This is a genomic window from Neisseria sp. 19428wB4_WF04, from assembly GCF_015235335.1.
Classification (GTDB): domain Bacteria; phylum Pseudomonadota; class Gammaproteobacteria; order Burkholderiales; family Neisseriaceae; genus Neisseria; species Neisseria musculi.
The window spans coordinates 87,005-106,857 of the sequence record NZ_JADGLG010000002.1; the positions used below are offsets into that span (position 1 = coordinate 87,005).

A 19,853-nucleotide genomic window follows, 5' to 3' on the forward strand; every position below is an offset into this window, starting at 1 on the left:
TTGGTTGGAATATACCAATGGCATTGATGCTTCAATAAACTATTTTTTGCAGTTAAGCCGGGCACATTAGCCTAATGCTTTGCGTGCGCCGGCAAACAGGCGGTACCAGCCGGAAAGTTCGCTGTTTGCCCATGACTCGGGGTGCCAGCTCATTTGCGCGGTGCGGTACACGCGCTCGGGGTGCGGCATCATAATGGTGATGCGGCCATCGGTGCTGCTCACACCGGCGATGCCTTGCGGCGAGCCGTTGGGGTTGAGCGGATAGGTTTGGGTGATTTCGCCCAAACCATCGATATATTGCAGCGCGATGTCGAGGCCGTCTGAAACGGCGGAGCTACCCAAGTGGCTGAAGTCGGCGCGGCCTTCGCCGTGGCTCACCACCACGGGCAGGGTCGAGCCTTGCATTTCGGCCAAAATCAGCGAGGGCGATTTTGGCACCCGAACCATGCTCAAACGCGCCTCAAACTGTTCGCTTGCATTACGCTTGAATTTCGGCCAGCCTTGTGTGCCGGGAATGATTTCGGCCAGATTGCTGACCATCTGGCAGCCGTTGCACACGCCCAAAGTGAGGGTGTCGGGGTCGGCAAAGAAGGCGGCAAACTGTTCGCGCAGCCCGGGGTGGAACAGAATCGATTTCGCCCAGCCTTCGCCCGCGCCCAGCACATCGCCGTAGCTGAAGCCGCCGCAGGCGGCGAGCATGTTGAAGTCGGCCAGTTTGACGCGGCCGGCCATCAGGTCGGACATATGCACGTCATACGCATCGAATCCGGCGCGGGTGAAGGCGGCGGCCATTTCCATCTGGCCGTTTACGCCCTGTTCGCGCAATACAGCGATTTTGGGTTTGGCACCCGAGTTGATAAACGGCGCGGCGAGGTCTTCTTTCAGGTCGAATTTCAGGTCGGCAAACAGCGCGCTGCGTTGGTTGTCGGCAAGCAGGGCGAATTCGCTGTCGGCGCATTCTGGGTTGTCGCGCAGGCGTTGGATTTGGTGGGAGGTTTGCTGCCAGGCTTGCTGCAGTTTCAGACGGCTTTCGTTAAATACCGTTTCGTTATTCAAACGGATGCTGAGGCCGTCTGAACCGAATGCGGGTCGGCCGATTAAGCCTGCTGCCAAGCCTGATTTTTCAAGCAGATCGGCAATGTGTTGCGCATCGGCTGTGCGGATTTGCAATACGGCGCCCAGCTCTTCGTTAAAGAGTGCAGGGATAACGGTGCTTTGTGGGTTTTCACCGCTAAGCAGCCCGTCCAGTCGGATATCTAAGCCGCAACGCGCCGCAAACGCCATTTCCGCCAGTGCGGCAAACAGGCCGCCATCACTGCGGTCGTGGTAGGCCAAGAGTTTGTTTTCGGCCACCAATTGCTGAATTACTTCATAAAACGCTTTCAGACGGCCGGTTTCGATATCGGGTGCTTCGCCGCCCAAGCGGTTATACACCTGGCTTAAAGCCGAGCCGCCCATGCGTGTCTTGCCAAAACCCAAATCAACCAGCAGCAACACGCTGTCTTCCATGTTTTTCAATTCGGGGGTAACGGTTTTGCGCACGTCCTGCACCGGTGCGAATCCGGTGATAATCAGGCTGAGCGGTGAAACCACGGCTTTTTGTTCGCCGTTTTCCTGCCACACGGTTTTCATGGAAAGTGAATCTTTGCCCACCGGAATGCTGATGCCCAATTCTTGGCAGGCTTGCGACACGGCTTCAACGGTGCGGTAGAGTTTTTCGTCTTCGCCCGCGTTACCGCAGGCGGCCATCCAGTTGGCCGAGAGCTTGATGTTGCCGATGCCGCCGATATTTACGGCGGCCAGGTTGGTGAGGGTTTCACCGATGGCCATGCGGCCAGAAGCAGGCGCGTCAAACAGCGCCACGGCGGGTTTCTCGCCCATTGCCATGGCTTCGCCTTTGTGGGTGTTGAAGCCCATCATGGTAACCGCAGCATCGGCCACGGGGGTTTGGTAACGGCCGACCATTTGGTCGCGGTGGGTCAGGCCGCCGACCGAGCGGTCGCCGATGGTAATCAAAAAGTTTTTGGCGGCCATAGTGGGCAGGCTCAATATGCGGTAGGCGGCTTCTTTCAAATCGATGCCCGATGTGTCGAACGGTTTTTCAGACGGCTTCACGGTGTGGTCGCTGCGGGTGGTTTTCGGCGGCTTGCCGAGCAACACGTTTAGCGGCAGATCAACCGGATAGTTGCCGTATAAATCATCGTGCACCTGCAAACGGCCGTCATTCGTGGCAGTGCCGACCACGGCAAACGGGCAGCGTTCGCGCTCGCAGATTCGGCGGAATAAATCGAGGTGTTCGGGCAGAATCGAGAGCACATAACGCTCCTGCGCTTCGTTGCACCAAATCTGCATCGGGCTTAAGCCGTGTTCTTCCAGCGGCACATCGCGCAGTTTGAACACCGCGCCGCGGCCGGCATCGTTCACCAGCTCGGGGAAAGCGTTTGAGAGGCCGCCCGCGCCCACATCGTGAATGGCGATAATCGGGTTGCCGCTGCCAAGCTGCCAGCAGCGGTCAATCACTTCCTGCGCACGCCGTTCGATTTCGGGGTTGCCGCGCTGCACGGAATTGAAGTCCAAATCGGCGGCATTGCTGCCGGTGTCCATCGAAGAAGCCGCGCCGCCCCCGAGCCCGATCAACATGCCCGGTCCGCCGAGCTGGATTAAGAGCGCGCCTTCGGGAATGCGGTCTTTATAGGTTTGCTGCGCCTGAATATTGCCCAGGCCGCCGGCAATCATAATCGGCTTGTGGTAGCCGCGCACCCGGCCTTCGTGCGCCTGCTCGAAAGTACGGAAATAGCCCAACAGGTTGGGGCGGCCGAATTCGTTGTTGAATGCCGCCCCGCCGATGGGGCCTTCGATCATGATGTCGAGCGCGGAAGCGGTGTGGCCGGGTTTGCCGTAGGGCTGCTCCCACGGCTGCAGCGCATCGGGCAGGTTGAGGTTGGACACTGAAAAGCCGGTTAAACCTGCTTTCGGGCGCGCGCCTTTGCCGGTGGCGCCCTCATCGCGGATTTCTCCGCCGGAACCGGTTGCCGCGCCCGCAAACGGAGCGATGGCGGTGGGATGGTTGTGGGTTTCCACTTTCATGATGATGTGGGTGTCTTCCTCATGAAAGCGGTAGCCTTGGTTTTTGGCGGCATCGGGGTAGAAACGCTCGATTTTCGCGCCTTCGATGATGGAGGCGTTGTCTTTATAAGCCACCACCGTGCCTTCAGGGTGGGCGTTGTGGGTGTCGCGTATCATGTCAAACAGCGATTTCGGCTGTTTTTCGCCGTTTAAGATAAAGTCGGCATTGAAGATTTTATGGCGGCAATGTTCGCTGTTGGCCTGCGCGAACATCATCAGCTCTACATCGCTGGGGTTGCGCTGCAAAGCCTGATAGTTTTCCAAAAGATAGTCGATTTCGTCCGGTGAGAGCGCCAGCCCCAGCCCGCTGTTGGCGCGGATTAAAGCTGTTTTTCCTTCGGCAAGAATGTTTATGCTGCCGAAGGTTTGCGCTTCGGGGTGGGCGAAGAGCCGGTCGGCCGTCTGAAAATCAGGCAGTACGCTTTCGGTCATGCGGTCGTGCAGCAGCGCCGCCCATTGTTGCCGTTGTTCGTGGTCCAGGCTGCCCTCGAGCCAAAAGGCCGTGCCGCGCTCGATGCGCTCGATTTCAGAGAGACCGCAGTTGTGTGCGATGTCGGTGGCTTTGGAAGCCCACGGCGAAATGGTGCCGATGCGCGGGACGATTAAAAACAAATGCAGGCCGTTTGCCGCTTCGGGTGTGTGTTCGACACATTCGGCGGCCAAAAGAGCCTGCAGTTTTTCTAAGGATTCATTATCCAAGGCGGCTCCGCTGCCTACAAAATACCAAAATTCGCTGCTCAAACGCACCTCGGGCAGGCCGGCGGCGCGTGCTTTCTGCAACAGTTTTTCAACACGGAAATCAGACAGGGCGGGTGCGCCGCGCAGGGGCAAAACAACGGACATAACGAGGCTCTCGGATAGCGGTTGGAAAGTCGTAATTGTACGCGAAAGCAGGGTGGGCTGCTCGGGTATTTCCGTTTCAGATGGCCTATTAAAAAGCTGCACGGGCTGATTGAAGAATATCGGTGTTTATGCTAAAAACAGGCCGTCTGAAAACCTTTGAAAGCAAGCGGGTAGCCATGAAAAAAATTGAAGCCGTTATCAAGCCGTTCAAACTCGACGACGTGCGCGAAGCCCTTACTGAAATCGGCATCACCGGCATGACCGTAACCGAAGTGAAGGGTTTCGGCCGCCAGAAAGGCCACACCGAAATCTACCGTGGTGCCGAGTATGCGGTGGACTTTCTGCCCAAAGTGAAGCTGGAATTGGTGTTGGCCGATGCCGATGTGGAGCGTGCGGTTGAAACCATTGTAGAAACCGCGCGCTCGGGCAAAATCGGCGATGGCAAGATTTTTGTGCTGCCGGTGGAAGAGGCCATCCGAATCCGCACGGGCGAGCGTTCGGATGCGGCGGTTTGACTGCGGTTTGCCGACAACCCGGGTAACTATACCCGAAAGGGATGGATTACATTTCAAAAGCAAGGTAAAAAATTAAATTTTGTTAATTTTTATATCGTTGTGGAAAATCTGTTCGATTTTTGCTTTGGCACTGTCGGCATTGATGATAATCGGCTGTGAGACTTTAACTTTGGATGCGGATCATGCCTTGTTGGGTAAAACCAATCCCAATGCACAACCTTTAGTGCCGCAGGATTATGCGGTCGAAGTGGAAGTGAATGAAAGAATTGCACGGCAGGCAACTGCGGTAGGCATCGAGAAACTGGTTGGCCAAAACCTGCAAACGGCTTTGCACAAGGCCGATATTTTTACCCCGAACGGCAGGGGATATTACAAGATTCGGGCGAAAATCGTGCAGGCAAGCCAATCTGCCTTCAGTTTTGGGGGATTCCTCGGGAAAATGGAAATCGAATATCGTAACCAATCAAGATTCTGATCCGGTTTTTGTTAAGAAAATCTATAACGAAGGGGAAAGCGGCAAGAATTACTTTACGGGTGCCAAGAGACATATCCGCTCCCGCATCGTTACGGTTGCCGGCAATGTAAACCAATTCGTTCAGGAATTTAATGACATGGTGCAGGCGGATCAAAAAACACCTGAAAAAACGTCTGAAGAAAATAATTAAGAAGTAAAAGCCGTATCGGTAAAACCGGGATATATTCTGATTTATCGCGAAAATATAGTAATCCGATTCAAGGCCGTCTGAAAGGCTGTTTTCAGACGGCCTGAAGTTTTAGGCCTGTTGTAATGATGGGCGGAGATTTGCAGAAACACCCCGTAAGGCCGTCTGAAAAGCCAGATGCCGTTATTTCCGCCTGGGCAAAATAACGGCACTCGTTTTTGGTTTTTTTGGTGGGGGATGCTGTGGCTCTTGTAAAAGTTTCGGATAGTGCGCCGGCAAAACGGCAGGGCTAACCGTTGCCGGGATGTTCCAAATCGTAAATCTGTGCCACGGCATCGACCAGGTTTTGATTTTGCGTGCCGGCTTTGTTTAAGGTGCGGGTGGGCGAGTGCAGCAGTTTGTTGGTGAGCTGCACCGACAAACGCTCCAGCACTTCCTCGGGCGTGCTGCCTTTGGCAAGCTGTTTCATGGCGTTTTCGAGCACTTGGCGGCGGGCACGTTCCCCTTCATCGCGTAGGGCGCGGATCAGCGGCACGCTTTGGCGGCTGCGCTGCCATTCGACAAATTCGGCCACTTTCTGCTCGACCATCATTTCGGCTTCGGCTGCGGCTTTTTGGCGCGCCTGCCGGCCGGTTTGGACGATATTGGCAATATCGTCAACGCTGTAGAGATAAACATCGTTTAAATCTTCTACTTCGGCTTCGATGTCGCGCGGCACGGCCAAATCAAGCATAAACACAGGCATATGGTGGCGTTGTTTGAGCGCGCGTTCCACCATGCCTTTGCCGACAATGGGAAGCTGGCTGGCGGTGGAAGACACTACAACATCGTATTCGTGCAGGATCTCGGGCAGTTCGGCCAGCAGGCGCGGTTCGGCATTGACGCCCAGTTTTTCGCATAATTCCTGCGCACGGGGCAGGGTGCGGTTGGCCACGGTAATCAGGCGCGGGGTTTTGGCGGCAAAGTAGGTGGCGACCAGTTCGATCATTTCGCCCGCGCCGATAAACAAAACGTTTAAGTCGCCCACCGAGGGGAAAATCTGTTCGGTCATCTTAACCGATGCGGCAGCCATCGAAACCGAGTTTTCGCCCACCGCCGTGCCGGTGCGCACTTCTTTGGCAACGGCAAAGGTTTTTTGAAACAGGGCGTTGAGCCAGGTGTCCACCGTTTGCTGCTCTTGCGCCACCCGAACGGCATCTTTGATTTGTCCGAGAATCTGCGGCTCGCCCAACACCATGGAATCTAAGCCGCAGGCCACGCGGAAAGCGTGGCGTATGGTGTCGCTGCAGCCGAGGGTGTAGAGATAGGGGCGGATTTCTTCGATATCGAGACGGTGGTAATCGGCCAGCCAGCGGATAATGTGTTCGGCATCGCCTACGCAGTAAAGCTCGGTGCGGTTGCAGGTGGAAAGAATCACTGCTTCTTTCACGGCCGGGCCGGCGGCCAGCGCGCGCAGGGCATCGGGCAGGCCGGCAGCGGCAAAGGCCAGCTTTTCGCGTATGCTCAGGGGAGCGGTTTGGTGGTTGAGGCCGACGGCGGTGAGTTGCATTGTGATTCAGGGAAGGGGTAAGAAAATGGCAGCGCGCTATTATAGCTGAAGTTGCGATTGAAAAAAATGTTGGAGCGATAGCGGCACTTGATGGCTGCGGGCGGCATGAAAGGCCGTCTGAAAAGGCCTTTTAAAAGGTTGGGGCGGGGTGTTCGTATGCTGGGGTTGTTTGCCGCTTTTCATGCCGGGCAGTTTTGTTTTTTGCTGAATAACTGTTGCGCTATTTCCGGGTGCTCTCAAAAACAACGCGGCTTCGCCGTGCTTTCCGGCATTCTTGCCAATCCTCAAAAGCCTTAAAGCGGGTTTTGAGACAAAAATAAAAAGTGTGGTTTGTTACAGTTTTTGCCGTTGCCGGAAAGCTCGAGTGCGCTTTAACGGCGTTGTCTGCGCAGCGGTAACTGCTGTTTTACCGGCCTGCCCGAAAGTTTTGAAGGCCGTCTGAAAAGGCACAAACTTTTTTCAGACGGCCTGAGGCCTTTGCAAAAATATCCTCAATGCCGTAAGCCTCTCCGCTCCCGCACAGGCGGGAATCCGGCCTTAAAACCATCAATTATTTTATTTCGATAGCTGACAAAAAACGAACGGTTTCCCGCCTGCGCGGGAATGACGGTAGTGGAATCTTTCAGGCGGCCAGAATGAGTTTTGTAAAGGTCCCGGCCTATTTGGGTTTTGAAAGGCCGTTTGCGGCCTGCCCGAAAGTTTTGGCGGCCGTCTGAAAGGGCAAAAGCTTTTTCAGACGGCCTGTGCGGGCTTGAAAAGCCTTTTGGGAAAATCTTTTGTCTGTAAAAAGCTGTTGTTATAAAAGGTGTGATAAAACCCTGCCCGTATGTTTTCTGCTTCAATAGCGGCGGTAGCGCGGATAGGCGGGCATCACGGGTTGGGCTTCCTGATAAATCACCGTGCTGCCGGGCGGGGCGTTGATGGTGATGTTTTTATTGACGGTGGTTTGGCTGTGCAGCGGCAAATCGAATGCCGCCGCGCGCCCGTATGGGGTTTCGGCGTAGAAACAGCCGCCAAGAGGCAGCGCGAGCAGGATAAGGAGTGTGGTTTTCATGATGGCGTTTTTTCAGACGGCCGGTGGCGGATTTCCCAACACTGGTGGATTTTTTTGTTACGGAAGTCTTCGGGAACGGATTGTTTGGAAATGTCTTTCACCAGATAGCGCTCTGTTGTGCTGCCGCTTAATGTGAAGCTGCGCAGGTTGTTTGAAAAATACATCAGGCCGTCTGAAGCGAGCAGTTTCATGGTGCCATCGATCAGTTGGGGGTGGTCGCGCTGGATATCGAGGGTGCCGGGCATTTTTTTGCTGTTGGAAAAGCTGGGCGGATCCATCACGATCAAATCGAATGTTTTGCCTTCTGCGCGGGCGGTTTTGAGGTATTGGAACACATCGGCGCGCACGATGCGGTGCTGCCGGGCATCGATGCTGTTGAGCTCGAAATTGCGTTTGGCCCAATCGAGATAGGTGTTCGACAAATCCACGGTTTCGCTGTATGCGGCACCGCCGGTGGCGGCATAAACGCTGAAGCTGCCGGTATAGGCAAACAGATTGAGAAAGCGTTTGCCTCCGGCGGTTTCGCCCACTTTTCTGCGGGTGTTGCGGTGGTCGAGAAACAGGCCGGTATCGAGATATTTGTCGAGATTCACCCAAAACCGCCGGCCGTTTTCACTGATGATGAAGCCGCCGCCTTCTCTGCCGGTTTTTTGGTATTGCTGCAAGCCTTTCTGGCGTTCGCGGCGTTTGAAGTGAATGTGTGCGGGTGCAAAGCCGGTTACAAACGCAACGGCATCGAACACGCCGGCAAGCCAGGCTTCGTATGCTTCGGGCTGCATCAGCCGGCCGGTGTCGTATTCCTGCAAATGGATTTGGTCGCCGTAAATATCAACGGCAAAGGGAAACTGCGGAATATCGCGGTCATACATACGCCACGCTTCGATGCCGTTGCGCCGTGCCCATTTCAGATAATGTTTGATGTTTTTGCCCAAGCGGTTGGCAAAGGAAGTGGTGTCGGTCATAAGTTCGGTATGTTTTCAGACGGCCTTGAGGCGGCAAACGGGCTTATTTTACCGTAAAAGCGCGTGTATGGCCGCTCGGGCGGCGGTGCTGGTTTTGCGGATACTTTGTGTTAAAATCGTTCAGATTTTGTAAGTGAACTTTAATGACGATAGTTTGATGAAAAAAGTTTTATGTTTTTTGGCTCTGGCCGGCGCATTGGCACACGCCCGCGCCGATGCGCCCAAGCCTGCTGCCGCGCCGCCGCTGCCGCAACCCAAACCCGAGCCGGAACTGACCATCCACGCCGCAGAGCCGTCTGAACGCACGGCTGAGCCGGATGTGCCCGATGCGCAAAGCAGCGGGGGCAGGGTGTTGGAAGTGGATGAAACCGTGTTGCTGGCCGATACGGAATTACTGTCGCGGGCAATGTATTCCGCCGTGGTAACCATGAATGTTGCCGGCATCAAAGTGTTGCTGCCGATTTATGAAAAATGGCCGCAGCACGATAAAGAGTCGGCTATGTTCGGCCGTGCGCTGGTGCTGCAACACGAGGGGCGGGCGGCCGAAGCGGTGAAACTCTACCGCATTCTGATTGCGGCGCAGCCCGATTCGCCCGTTATCCGCCTCCAGCTTGCGCAGGCGCTGTTTGAAGACCAGCAGAACGAAGCCGCTGCCGACCAGTTTGACCGCCTGAAAACCGAGCAGTTGCCCGAAGCGGTGGTGCAGCGTATCGAGGCTTACCGCGAGGCTTTGCGCAAACGCGATTCGTGGCAGCTTTATGCGGGGGTAAACATCGCCCGCGAGCAGAACATCAACCAAGCACCGCGGCAGCAGCGTTTGGGCAGACAGCTCGAAGGCGAGGAATGCAGGCAATACCGCCAAAGAATCAACGAGCCGGAAAACGACTGCTTTATCGGCTGGCGTTTCAACCCGCCCATCGATGCCGCCGGCCTCACCTATCAGGCAGGGGCGGAAAAGAAGCAGTCGCTGAAAAACGGCTTTTATGCCAAAGCGGGCGCGGATGTGTGGGGCAAGGTTTACCGCTCTTATTCGCAATATAACGATGCCACCGCGCGGCTTTCGGCAGGTTTGGGGCGTGCCGGCCAGCGCAACGATGCGGGTGCCACCGTGTTTCACGAACGCCGCTTCTACGGCAACGATGCCTACAGCTACACCAACGGCGTGCGCCTTTATTGGAACCGCTGGTGGCGGCCGAACCTGCAAAGCCTCACTGCTTTGGAAACCGGCCGTCTGAACAACCAGCAGCGGCAGAATGCAGACATCCAACACCGCTTGGCCAGCGCTTCGCTGGTGTTCCACCGCAACGCGCGGCAATATTGGCTGTTGGGGCAGGACTTTTACCGCGAACGCAACCGCGACGACCGCTCCGATGATTTCAACCGCTTCGGCCTGCGCGCCGTGTGGGGGCAGGAATGGAAAGGCGGCCTGTCGAGCCGTGTGCAGGTGGGCGCGGCCAAGCGTATTTATTACACACCGAGCCTGTTCAGCCGTCAGGAAAACCGCCGCGATAAAGAGTGGAATGCTTCGGTGAGCCTGTGGCACCGCGCTGTTCATTTTGCCGGTATCACTCCGCGCATTACGTTCGGCCACAACGGCATTTCGAGCAACGATGTATATTACGGCTACCGCAAAAACCGTTTGTTTATCGAGATGGGTAAAACGTTTTAAAGGCAGCCGGGCCGGAAATACCTTAAGGCCGTCTGAAAAAAGGCCGTCTGAAAAGGTTCGCTGTACTTTTGCCTGAAAGCCCGTTTGGAAATGGTTGAGGGTTGTTGGGAATGCCCGAAAGCACGGTGGATCTGCATGGTTTTCGAATATAGGCAAAATCACGCAGCCATCGTTTCCGGCAAAAAAACCAACAGCCGTGCGGCATGGCGGGTGTAAACAACACGGCCTTTTCCAATATTTTAAATACCGTTATTGTTTTGGGGTTTGGCCGAAGCATCAGGCCGTCTGAAAGTGGTTTTCAGACGGCCTGTGTGTATTTTTGCAAGCGTGTTCGGAATCTTTATTCATCGGAAAACAGGCTCTTAAACCACAACACGATGCTGTCGTAGGCGCGGCCGAACCAGCCCGCTTCATCAACCGCGTTGAGCGCCACCACATTTTTTTCGGCCAAAATGGTGCTGCCGTTCATGATTCTGAGTTTGCCCAGCACTTGGCCTTTTTGAATCGGCGCAAGCACCGGCTGCACGGTTTCGAGCACGGGTTTGATGTTTTGGCCTTCGCCGTGGGGAATGGTAACGTAGGCGGCATTTAAAAAGCCCACGCCCACGGCATTGGCGCTGCCTTTGTACACCTTAACCTGAGAAATGGTTTGGTTGGCATCGTAGAGTTTGGGCGTGTCGTAAGACTGCAAAACCCAATTGAGCAGTTTGCTGCTTTCAGATGCGCGCGCTTCGGTGCTCTCTGTGCCCACCACTACCGAAACCACGCGGCGGCCGTTGCGCTTGCTGGAGGCCACCAGGTTGTAGCCCGCGCTGCTGGTGTGGCCGGTTTTGAGACCGTCGATGCTGGAGTCGCGGTAGAGCAGCAGGTTGCGGTTGGGTTGTTCGATATTGTTGTATTTAAACGATTTCATTGAATAAATCGGATAATACTTGGGAAAGTCGCGGATAATCGCGCCGGCCAGAACGGCCAAGTCGTTTACGGTGGTTAAGTGGCCGTCGCCGGGCAGGCCGGTGCTGTTGGTGTAGTGGGTGTGGGTCATGCCCAGGCGTTTGGCTTCGGCATCCATCATGGCGGCAAAGCCTTCTTCGCTGCCGCCGATGGCTTCGGCCAGCGTGATGGCGGCATCGTTACCCGACTGCACAATCAGGCCTTTAATCAAATCGCTGACGCTGGCGGGCTTTTTCGGGTCGAGAAACATACGCGAGCCTTCGGCGCGCCAGCCTTGAGGCGACACGGTAAGCATCTGGTCGGGTTTCAGGGTGCCGTTGTCGAGCGCTTTGAAGGTGAGGTAGGCGGTCATCAGCTTGGTGAGCGAGGCAGGCTCCACTTGGGTGTTGATGTTTTTGCCCGCGAGTATTTGGCCGCTTTGCAGGTCTTTCACCAAATAGGCGGAAGCGGCGATTTCGGGCGCGGCCACGGCTGAGACGGCAGGCAGCGCGGCTGCGGCGGTTATGTGTGCAGAAGCTTCGGCGGAGGCGGCTTGGGGTGCGGCGGCGGCCTGGCCGGCAATCAAGGCGGCGGCCGACAGGCCGAATAGGGTTTTCTTCATCATTTGCAATGGTTTCTTCACGATAAAAAAGGAATTCAGTAGTGAAAAATGAAGCCGTCTGCCAGTTTCAGACGGCCTCAGTGGGATTGGTTTGCACCGGGCCGTGCATGAATGGCGGTCGGTTTTTGCAGAGCGGGCATTATACCCGTTAATGTTGGTTTTGCTAAGTTCCGCTTCAGATTTTTCTTGCTTTCAGACGGCCTGCGGGGTATGGTTTTGCCTTTGCCCGGGCCGGCTTTTCTGCCGCTGCGGGCGCATGATTTCCCATTTGAAGCCAAACCGCATGAACACCCTGTCTTATTCTGATTATCTCATCCGTATCCTTACTGCCGCCGTGTATGATGTGGCGGTGGAAACGCCGCTGGAGCAGGCGCGCGGGTTGTCGCGCCGCTCCGGCAACAATATTCTGCTCAAGCGTGAAGATTTGCAGCCTGTGTTTTCGTTTAAAATCCGAGGAGCCTACAATAAAATGGCCAAACTGCCGAAAGAGGCGCTCTCGCGCGGCATCATTGCGGCCAGCGCGGGCAATCATGCGCAGGGCGTGGCATTGTCGGCGCAGCGTTTGGGCTGCCGCGCGGTGATTGTGATGCCGGAAACCACGCCGCAAATCAAAATCGATGCGGTGAAAAACCGGGGGGGCGAAGTGGTGCTCAAAGGGGTGTCGTATAACGATGCCTATGATTATGCCGTGAAGCTGGCCGAAAAAGAGGGGCTCGCTTATATCGCGCCGTTTGACGACCCTGATGTGATTGCGGGGCAGGGAACGGTCGGCATGGAAATTCTGCGTCAAACGTCTGAAAACATCCATGCCATTTTTGTGCCTGTCGGCGGCGGCGGCCTGGCTGCGGGCGTGGCGGCGTTTATCAAGCAGGTTTGTCCGAAAATCAAAGTCATCGGGGTGCAGACTCATGATTCGTGCTGCATGAAGGCATCGATTGCCGAAGGCAGGCGGGTGGAGCTCAAAGATGTAGGCTTGTTTTCAGACGGCACCGCTGTGAAGCTGGTGGGCGAAGAAACCTTCCGCATCTGCCGCGACCTGCTCGATGAAATCATCACGGTAGATACCGATGCCGTTTGCAGTGCCATCAAAGATATTTTTGACGACACCCGCAGCATGATGGAGCCTGCCGGGGCATTGGCTTTGGCGGGATTGAAAGCCTATGTCGGCCGAGGGGGCACCGAAGGCGAAACGCTGGTGGCGGTAACCAGCGGCGCCAATATCAATTTCCACCGCCTGCGCCATGTGTCGGAGCGCAGCGAGCTGGGCGAGGGCAACGAAGGCATTTTTGCGGTGTCGATACCCGAGAAGCCGGGCAGTTTCCGAAAATTTATCAATGTGTTGGGCGATAGGAACATCACCGAATTCAATTACCGCTACGGCGATGAAGAAACCGCGCACATTTTTGTGGGCATTCAAACCGCAGGCGTGCAGGATTTGGCCAAAATCAGCGCGGATCTTACCGCTGCGGGCCTGCCCAACACCGATCTCACCGACAATGAAGTGGCGAAAATCCACACCCGCTATATGGTCGGCGGGCGCACCCACAAAGTGGCGAACGAGCGTGTGGTCAGTTTTGAGTTTCCCGAGCGGCCGGGCGCGCTGGCGCGTTTTTTAACCCGTATGCAGTCCGATTGGAACATCACCCTGTTTCACTACCGCAACCACGGAGCCGATTACGGCCGCGTGCTGGTGGGGGTGGACGTGCCGCCGCAGGATACGCGGGCGTTTGCCGATTTTCTCAACGGTTTGGATTATGCTTATGAAGACGAAACCCACAATGCGGCCTACAAACTGTTTTTGGGTTAGCCCGCAGGTGCAGGCCGTCTGAAAGCCTGCAAAGCCTGCTGCGCCTGCTGTTTTGAACTGGTTGTTTTGAATTGAATGTATTGAGGGAGTATCCGGTATGGAAAATGAAAAATTAAATCCTTTGGTGTTGCCCGATGAAAACGGTTTGTTCGGCAAACACGGCGGCAAAACCGGCCATCCCGAATTGGCCGGAGCCTTGGCTGAAATTGAAGCGGGTTTCCGCAACATCATTCAAGATGCCGGCTTTATCAGCGAAATGCGAAGGCTGCAGGCCACTTATGTCGGCCGCCCAAACCCCATTTACCATGCGCGTACATTATCGCGGCGCGGTGCGCAGATTTATCTGAAGCGCGAAGACCTCAACCACACCGGTGCGCACAAAATCAATCACTGCATCGGCGAGGTATTGCTGGCGAAAAAGCTGGGCAAGAAAAAAGTGATTGCCGAAACCGGTGCGGGGCAGCACGGCGTGGCTTTGGCCACCGCCGCCGCGCTGATGGGGCTGGCGTGTGAAATCCACATGGGCGTGGTCGATATTGCCAAAGAACACCCCAATGTTTCGCGCATGAAGATTTTGGGCGCGGAAATCGTGCCGGTGTCGGCGGGCGCGGGCACATTGAAAGAAGCGGTGGACAGCGCATTCGCATCCTATATGGGCCAGCTTGGCGAAAGCATGTTTGCCATCGGCTCGGTGGTCGGGCCTGCACCCTATCCCGAAATGGTGGCCTATTTCCAATCCCTTGTCGGCCATGAAGCGCGCGCGCAGTTTCAGACGGCTTACGGAGGTTTGCCGGACGAAGTGGTTGCCTGTGTGGGCGGCGGCTCAAACGCGCTGGGTTTGTTCAACGCCTTTATTGACGACCAACAGGTTGCACTGGTGGGCGTGGAGCCGGCCGGCGAGGGTTTGGACAAGCCCGGCCGCCACGCCGCTACCATGACCCTGGGTAAATTCGGCAGCCTGCACGGTTTCAACTGCTACTATCTGCAAGATGCAGACGGCACCCCCGCCGCCGTACATTCCATCGCTTCGGGGCTGGATTACCCCGGTGTCGGCCCGCAGCACTGCCATCTGAAAGACAGCGGCCGCGCGCGCTATGAAACTGCCACCGATGCCGAATGTTTGGATGCCTTTATGGCTTTGTCGCGCGAAGAAGGCATTATTCCCGCATTGGAATCTTCGCACGCCGTTGCCTATGCGCTGCGCCGTGCCGCAGAGCTTGACAGCAGCAAACGCCTGTTGGTGAATCTGTCGGGGCGCGGAGATAAAGATATTGATTTTGTATTGGAAAAAATCGCCGTTTAACCGGCAGATGCTTTGTTTGACGGTAAGCCCGCTTCATTTCCGTTACGGCGCTGCCTGCGCTCCCGCCCAAAGAGAACGGTTTGATAAACTGCCCCATCTGCCGCCCGGTGCCGGAAATGAATGCGGGTTGGCAATCACACCCGTTCAGACGGCCTGAATATCCTGCAAAACTTACTGGGGCCGTCTGAAACATTCATTATCGTTATTTCCTTTCCAGGCAGGCTGGGGTTTGATTTAATTTCAAATATTTTTTCAACCCCGTCCGGCCGCTGAAATCAAGCCGCACAGCCGTCCCGCTTAACATCATGGCACCGGCTCTTGTTTGCGGCCACTCTTACCATAATGCAGCGGCTGGATGCGCCTGTTTCCGTGGGCAGCTACCGTTGGCTTACCGGTTTGCGCTCCCGCCCGGCGCGGCAATGGCGGCATAAAACTTTGGGCGGTATTTTTCGAGTTTTTGCCCAAATTCCCACTAAAATTCCTACTTGGATGAATGTGCGGAGATTGGAGATTTCAGACAGTCAAGGCAAGCTGCTTTGCAGCCCGCCCGCTATTTCAGTGGATTGGGTTGACAAAAAAAAGGGCTCTGTTGCGCAGAACCCTTTTCAGACGGCCCGGTGGGGGCGGCGTGTTTAGAATTTCACGCGGACACCGGCAGAAAATTCGTTGGTGTGGACTTTTGTGGAAGATTCGTATTTGCCCCAATAGTTGTAGCGGTAGCCCGCATCTAAAGCAATATTTTCGGTTACATTCACACCTACGCCGGCCAAAACGCCCACGCCGGTTTTGGTTTCTTTGTCTGAATGATATTCCGAACGATAAGAGTTACCGGAGCCGATGGAGTAGGAATATTTATCCGAGAAGTGGTTGATGCCGACACGCGCCCCCAGATAAGGTTTGACTTTTTCGCTGACAGGGAAGTCGTAGAGGGCGGAAACACCGATGCTGTGAAATTTGGCTTTGCCGCTTTCAGAAACGCCGGGGCTTGTGTAATTGTATTTGATAGATGTATAGTGCGTATAATCTACACCGCCGCGTCAGTTGTTGCCGAAATCGTAGCCAACGGTAATGCGCGGGCTGAAACCGCTTTTAGACATCGAGTCACCGTCGTCATACTTGATTTTTAATTTGCTGACACCGGCATCACCCTGAATATAGAAGCCGGGGTCGGCAAAAACCGGGGCAGACAACGCGGCAAAAACGGCAGCGGCAAAAATTTTCTTGTTCATAGTGAACTCCGTTAATTTTGTTAAAACAATGATTTGCATAACGCACCGTCATTTTATGCCGCAGATAATGCTTATGCAAGCAGGCAAAATAAACGGTATAGAATATCGATGGAAGCTGACATAGGTCAAACACCGTTGAACAAAAAACCGCAGATAATCCGTCTGCATTTTTTAACCCGAAAAGGAGTTGTTTTATGAAAATCTATTTAGCTTTGATTTCTGCTGCGGCTTTTGCCTTAAGCGCCTGCGGCGGGCAGGAAGCTGCTGCACCGGCCGAACAGCCGGCGGCTGCTTCCGAGGCACCGGCGTCGGAGATGGCTGAGCCTGCATCCGAAGCCGCATCTGCCGCAGACAGCGCGCAAGCCGTTCCGGCAGAGGGCTGCGAAGTGGTGGTAAGCTCCGATGACCAAATGAAATTCGACAAGCAGGAGCTGGAAATCAAAAAATCCTGCAAAGAATTCAAGATTGTGTTGAAACATGCCGGCACCATGCCCAAAGCGGCAATGGGGCACAATATTGTGATTTCCAAAGCCGAAGATGCGCAGGGCGTAGTGAGTGACGGCGCGGGCGCGACTGCCGAGAAAAATTTCGTGAAAGAAGGAGATGAGCGTGTGATTGCCTACACCCCGCTTATCGGCGGCGGTGAAGAAACCTCGGTTACGGTTGATACCTCCAAATTCGCCGAAGGCAGCCAATACGAGTTTTACTGCACGTTCCCGGGCCACTACGGCATGATGCACGGCACGGTGAAACTAATCTGACGCGTTGCATTTCGCGCAAAAACGGCCTGTTGCGATGCAGGCCGTTTTTTTCCGGCATATTCCTGCTTTCCAAGCCGGTGTTTTACACGATTCGAAAACATCACAAAAAGTTTCTTTCTATGGCCTCAACCCGAACGGGGGGGCGGTGAATCAACAGCCGGTCAAAATAAAAATGATACGGCCTTGCCGTAACGGAAATGAAGCGGATTCACTATCAGATATTTCAGACGGCCTCTAAGCCGCTGCGACACCGTAGGGGCATCATATTGCCCGTGCCGCAGCCTTGTCGGCCATGCTTTAACCAACTGTGGCGCAACAGGGCAGGGTGGTGCCGTCTAAGTGGAAATTTATCTGCCGGATGTTTTATTGGAAAAGGCCGGCTATGCCCACCACAACCAATGTCAGCACGATGGCGAGTGCGCAGCCCACTTTGGCAATCACGCCCACGATAAAGCCGGCAAATGTGCCCAAGCCCACTTTTCCTGCCGACCATAAATCCCTGCGCGCCCAAAATTCGCCTGCGCCCGCACCGATCAAAGGGCCGAGCAGCAAACCGGGCAGCGAGAAAAACGCCCCGGCAATGCCGCCGATCAGCGCGCCCCAAATGGCGGTTTTGCTGGCACCGGTAAATTTAGCCCCCAACATACCCGCCAAATAATCGGTGGCCATGCCTAAAGCGGCAACGATACCGAGAAAAACCAGCGTATTGCTGCCTATGGTTTGATAACCATCGGCATAAGCCAACAGCCACGCGCCGGCAAACATCAACCCTAAACCGGGAATGGCCGGATAAATCGTGCCGAGCAGGCCGGCAAGCAAAGCAATCAAACCCAGAATAATCAAAATGGCGGTCATGAAGTTCTTTCTTAAAAATAAGCGATAAATAAAAAATAAAGCATAGAAAACAAAGAATAAGCAGGCCGTCTGAAACACGGGCAGCGCCGATGTTTTCAGAGGGCTCGATTGTCATCAATAGCGGTGTGGTCGATATGACCGCAACAGTACAGATAATCAAGCGGGAAAAGGCATCATTGTGAAGCTGCGGTCTTTGCAAAAATTCAAAAAAACATCACAAGAAGTTTATCTACTGCCATTCCCGCACGGGAAAAATTCAAATATTTATCACTTAAACTTTTGTTTAAACAATACTGCAGTGTTTTATCCGAACACCTTCCGCGCGTGGGGTGCAGCGGGCTTGCGAAGCAAGCAATGGTGTTGGAACCTTTCAGACGGCTTAAAGTGTTTTGCAAAGGCTTGGCGGGAAAAGGCCGGGCTTTATACCGAACGGTTTTTGTATTTCAATGGTTTTGTGATTTTTGGATAAGTTAAAAACTACACGGCCACACCTTAAAAATTCCCAAATACGCCTCCAAGCCAAAAACAAAAAAGTAAAACAACGCCGGTTTTTTTATACCAAGCCGTCTGAAAATCTGCCCGGCACAGTTAAAAGAGCTTTTTTGAAATCACTGCATCACCGCGCAACCGCGTGTTCTAACCGCGTTCGGCGCTTTTGACCGACAAGCCTGCTTCGTGAGGGTTGATGCGCTCCCGGGTTTCCTGCCCCAAACCGGCCAGTTTGCGCAAGCGGGTTATATAGGCATTAACGTCCAACCCGCGTCCGAAGCGCTGCGCTTCCCAAATCGTTTCTGCCAGCGCATCGGCCATTTCGTGTTCGGCCCGCACCCAGTCGCCGTGTTTGGCGCACAACTGCTCGTGTATGGCGCGGATACCGGGCGGCTGGTCGATGGCGGCCTGCTCCTGCAGCGAAAGGTGTAGCGACATATGCAGAAACGGGTTGCTTTCGCCTTCTGCGGGTGTCCAGTTTTTATCAAGATACTCATCGATATTTTCTAAATAGTGGTGGTATTCGGGGTGCGCCTCAATAATCCGCAACGCTTTCTGCTGCAAGGAATCGAGCTGCAAGGGCTGCAGACGCTGCCGCCACACACCGGCAAAAAAACGGCGCACATCGTGCGTATTGACGTCATACATAAAATTACTGCCTGCATGGTTGTTCAGACGGTCATTATAACGGATAAGGCCGTCTGAAAAGGTTAAGCCGAGCTGGCAATTTATGCCTTAACTGCGTATAATCGGCTTTTCCTATCTGGGGGCGATCTTGGTTTCGACGGGGGTTGCGAAGCAGATGCGGGCATACCGGGGTCTCAGATTCCCGTAAAACACTGAATCAAAATAGTCGCAAACGACGAAACTTACGCTTTAGCCGCTTAAGGCTAGCCGTTGCAGCAGTCGGCCGATGGGCTGTGCAGGGTAATACCTGCGGCAACGTCATCTGACATCGGCTGGTTTTCTGCCGGGTTACTTGGCAGGAAATAAGACTTAAGGTAACTGGCCTTCAAACAGCCCGTCTGCCGGCGGAATGGGGGCAAGATTCGAAATAGGCAAGACTAAGTATGTAGAACGCTTTGTAGAGGGCTTTCGGACGGGGGTTCAATTCCCCCCGCCTCCACCAAACACTATTTTCCTGAATATGCAGGAACACCTAAAACCCCTGAAAAATCAATAATTCAGGGGTTTTTTATTGCCCGGCATATTCGGCAGTATTCCAGCGTTTTCGCAATTTATGGGGTAATCTATGGGGTAATTTTTAGGGGCTGAAGTAGATTAGCCCTAAACACCACACCAAAGCCGCAAAGTTTTTAACTGCTGCTTTGGTGTCCCGAAGTTAAAACGAAACTCACATTCTTTCAAGAACAGAGGAAAAGATTTTCGGTCGATTCCGTTGTATTTGCGCAAGACACGTTTCGCCTGATTCCAAAAATTCTCAATGCCGTTGATATGGTTGTGTCGGTCGGCAAAC

Annotated in this window: 15 protein-coding genes, 1 other RNA gene and 2 pseudogenes; 8 read left to right on the plus strand and 10 right to left on the minus strand. The window is 54.5% G+C overall.

Features of this window, described 5'->3' with window-relative positions; all coding sequences use genetic code 11:
* Positions 1-66: 66 nt before the first annotated feature.
* Positions 67-3,969 (minus strand): phosphoribosylformylglycinamidine synthase, encoded by a 3,903-nt coding sequence (purL, locus tag IR141_RS01135; protein WP_135033868.1) that lies wholly within the window; start codon positions 3,967-3,969, stop codon positions 67-69.
* A gap of 176 nt (positions 3,970-4,145) precedes the next feature.
* Here purL and IR141_RS01140 point away from each other — a divergent pair, with 176 nt between their 5' ends.
* Both IR141_RS01140 and IR141_RS01145 read left to right on the plus strand, forming a co-directional pair.
* Positions 4,146-4,484: a P-II family nitrogen regulator gene (locus IR141_RS01140; protein WP_135033891.1), complete on the plus strand. Its 339-nt coding sequence runs from the start codon at positions 4,146-4,148 to the stop codon at positions 4,482-4,484.
* Between the two features lie 139 nt (positions 4,485-4,623).
* Positions 4,624-4,959 (plus strand): hypothetical protein, encoded by a 336-nt coding sequence (locus IR141_RS01145; protein WP_135033869.1) that lies wholly within the window; start codon positions 4,624-4,626, stop codon positions 4,957-4,959.
* Positions 4,960-5,435: 476 nt separating this feature from the next.
* Here IR141_RS01145 and hemA read toward each other — a convergent pair whose 3' ends face one another.
* The 3 genes from hemA to IR141_RS01165 form a co-directional block, all read right to left on the minus strand.
* Positions 5,436-6,695, minus strand: a complete 1,260-nt coding sequence (gene hemA, locus IR141_RS01150) for a glutamyl-tRNA reductase (protein WP_135033870.1) — start codon at positions 6,693-6,695, stop codon at positions 5,436-5,438.
* An 838-nt stretch (positions 6,696-7,533) separates the two neighbouring features.
* Positions 7,534-7,749 (minus strand): methionine-binding protein, encoded by a 216-nt coding sequence (locus IR141_RS01160; RefSeq protein ID WP_135033871.1) that lies wholly within the window; start codon positions 7,747-7,749, stop codon positions 7,534-7,536.
* Positions 7,746-8,711 carry a class I SAM-dependent methyltransferase gene (locus IR141_RS01165; RefSeq protein ID WP_135033872.1) on the minus strand — a complete coding sequence of 322 codons (966 nt, stop codon included), beginning with the start codon at positions 8,709-8,711 and terminating at the stop codon, positions 7,746-7,748. The genes IR141_RS01160 and IR141_RS01165 overlap by 4 nt, the downstream gene beginning before the upstream one ends.
* Before the next feature lie 157 nt (positions 8,712-8,868).
* Here IR141_RS01165 and IR141_RS01170 point away from each other — a divergent pair, with 157 nt between their 5' ends.
* Positions 8,869-10,380 (plus strand): surface lipoprotein assembly modifier, encoded by a 1,512-nt coding sequence (locus IR141_RS01170; protein WP_135033873.1) that lies wholly within the window; start codon positions 8,869-8,871, stop codon positions 10,378-10,380.
* 340 nt (positions 10,381-10,720) lie between these two features.
* Here IR141_RS01170 and IR141_RS01175 read toward each other — a convergent pair whose 3' ends face one another.
* The gene (locus IR141_RS01175) at positions 10,721-11,932 is read right to left on the minus strand and encodes a D-alanyl-D-alanine carboxypeptidase family protein (protein ID WP_135033892.1); all 1,212 of its coding nucleotides are present in this window, start codon (positions 11,930-11,932) and stop codon (positions 10,721-10,723) included.
* Positions 11,933-12,215: 283 nt separating this feature from the next.
* Here IR141_RS01175 and ilvA point away from each other — a divergent pair, with 283 nt between their 5' ends.
* Together ilvA and trpB are read left to right on the plus strand one after the other, a co-directional pair.
* Positions 12,216-13,739 carry a threonine ammonia-lyase, biosynthetic gene (ilvA, locus tag IR141_RS01180; RefSeq protein ID WP_135033874.1) on the plus strand — a complete coding sequence of 508 codons (1,524 nt, stop codon included), beginning with the start codon at positions 12,216-12,218 and terminating at the stop codon, positions 13,737-13,739.
* Positions 13,740-13,836: 97 nt separating this feature from the next.
* Positions 13,837-15,042 (plus strand): tryptophan synthase subunit beta, encoded by a 1,206-nt coding sequence (trpB, locus tag IR141_RS01185; RefSeq protein WP_135033875.1) that lies wholly within the window; start codon positions 13,837-13,839, stop codon positions 15,040-15,042.
* 632 nt (positions 15,043-15,674) lie between these two features.
* On the opposite strand, the pseudogene IR141_RS01190 reads toward trpB, so the two are convergent.
* Together IR141_RS01190 and IR141_RS13275 are read right to left on the minus strand one after the other, a co-directional pair.
* A pseudogene (locus IR141_RS01190) lies at positions 15,675-16,061 on the minus strand (opacity family porin); the annotation flags it as partial.
* Between the two features lie 18 nt (positions 16,062-16,079).
* The gene (locus IR141_RS13275; RefSeq protein ID WP_228068106.1) at positions 16,080-16,310 is read right to left on the minus strand and encodes a hypothetical protein; all 231 of its coding nucleotides are present in this window, start codon (positions 16,308-16,310) and stop codon (positions 16,080-16,082) included.
* 155 nt (positions 16,311-16,465) lie between these two features.
* Between IR141_RS13275 and azu the strand changes: the two genes are divergently transcribed.
* A complete protein-coding gene (gene azu, locus IR141_RS01195; RefSeq protein WP_135033876.1) occupies positions 16,466-17,032 on the plus strand; it encodes an azurin in 567 nt (188 codons plus the stop codon).
* Between the two features lie 363 nt (positions 17,033-17,395).
* Here azu and IR141_RS01200 read toward each other — a convergent pair whose 3' ends face one another.
* Positions 17,396-17,887 carry a DUF456 domain-containing protein gene (locus IR141_RS01200; protein ID WP_135033877.1) on the minus strand — a complete coding sequence of 164 codons (492 nt, stop codon included), beginning with the start codon at positions 17,885-17,887 and terminating at the stop codon, positions 17,396-17,398.
* 178 nt (positions 17,888-18,065) lie between these two features.
* On the opposite strand from IR141_RS01200, the gene IR141_RS01205 reads away from it, so the two are divergent.
* Entirely contained in the window at positions 18,066-18,356 is a 291-nt protein-coding gene (locus IR141_RS01205; RefSeq protein WP_135033878.1) for a hypothetical protein, read from the plus strand.
* 167 nt (positions 18,357-18,523) lie between these two features.
* On the opposite strand, the gene IR141_RS01210 is transcribed toward IR141_RS01205, so the two are convergent.
* A complete protein-coding gene (locus IR141_RS01210) occupies positions 18,524-19,024 on the minus strand; it encodes a DUF1841 family protein (RefSeq protein WP_135033879.1) in 501 nt (166 codons plus the stop codon).
* 117 nt (positions 19,025-19,141) lie between these two features.
* On the opposite strand from IR141_RS01210, the gene ssrA reads away from it, so the two are divergent.
* Positions 19,142-19,505, plus strand: a transfer-messenger RNA (tmRNA) gene (gene ssrA, locus IR141_RS01215).
* A gap of 158 nt (positions 19,506-19,663) precedes the next feature.
* Here ssrA and IR141_RS01220 read toward each other — a convergent pair.
* A pseudogene (locus IR141_RS01220) lies at positions 19,664-19,853 on the minus strand (IS1595 family transposase); the annotation flags it as partial.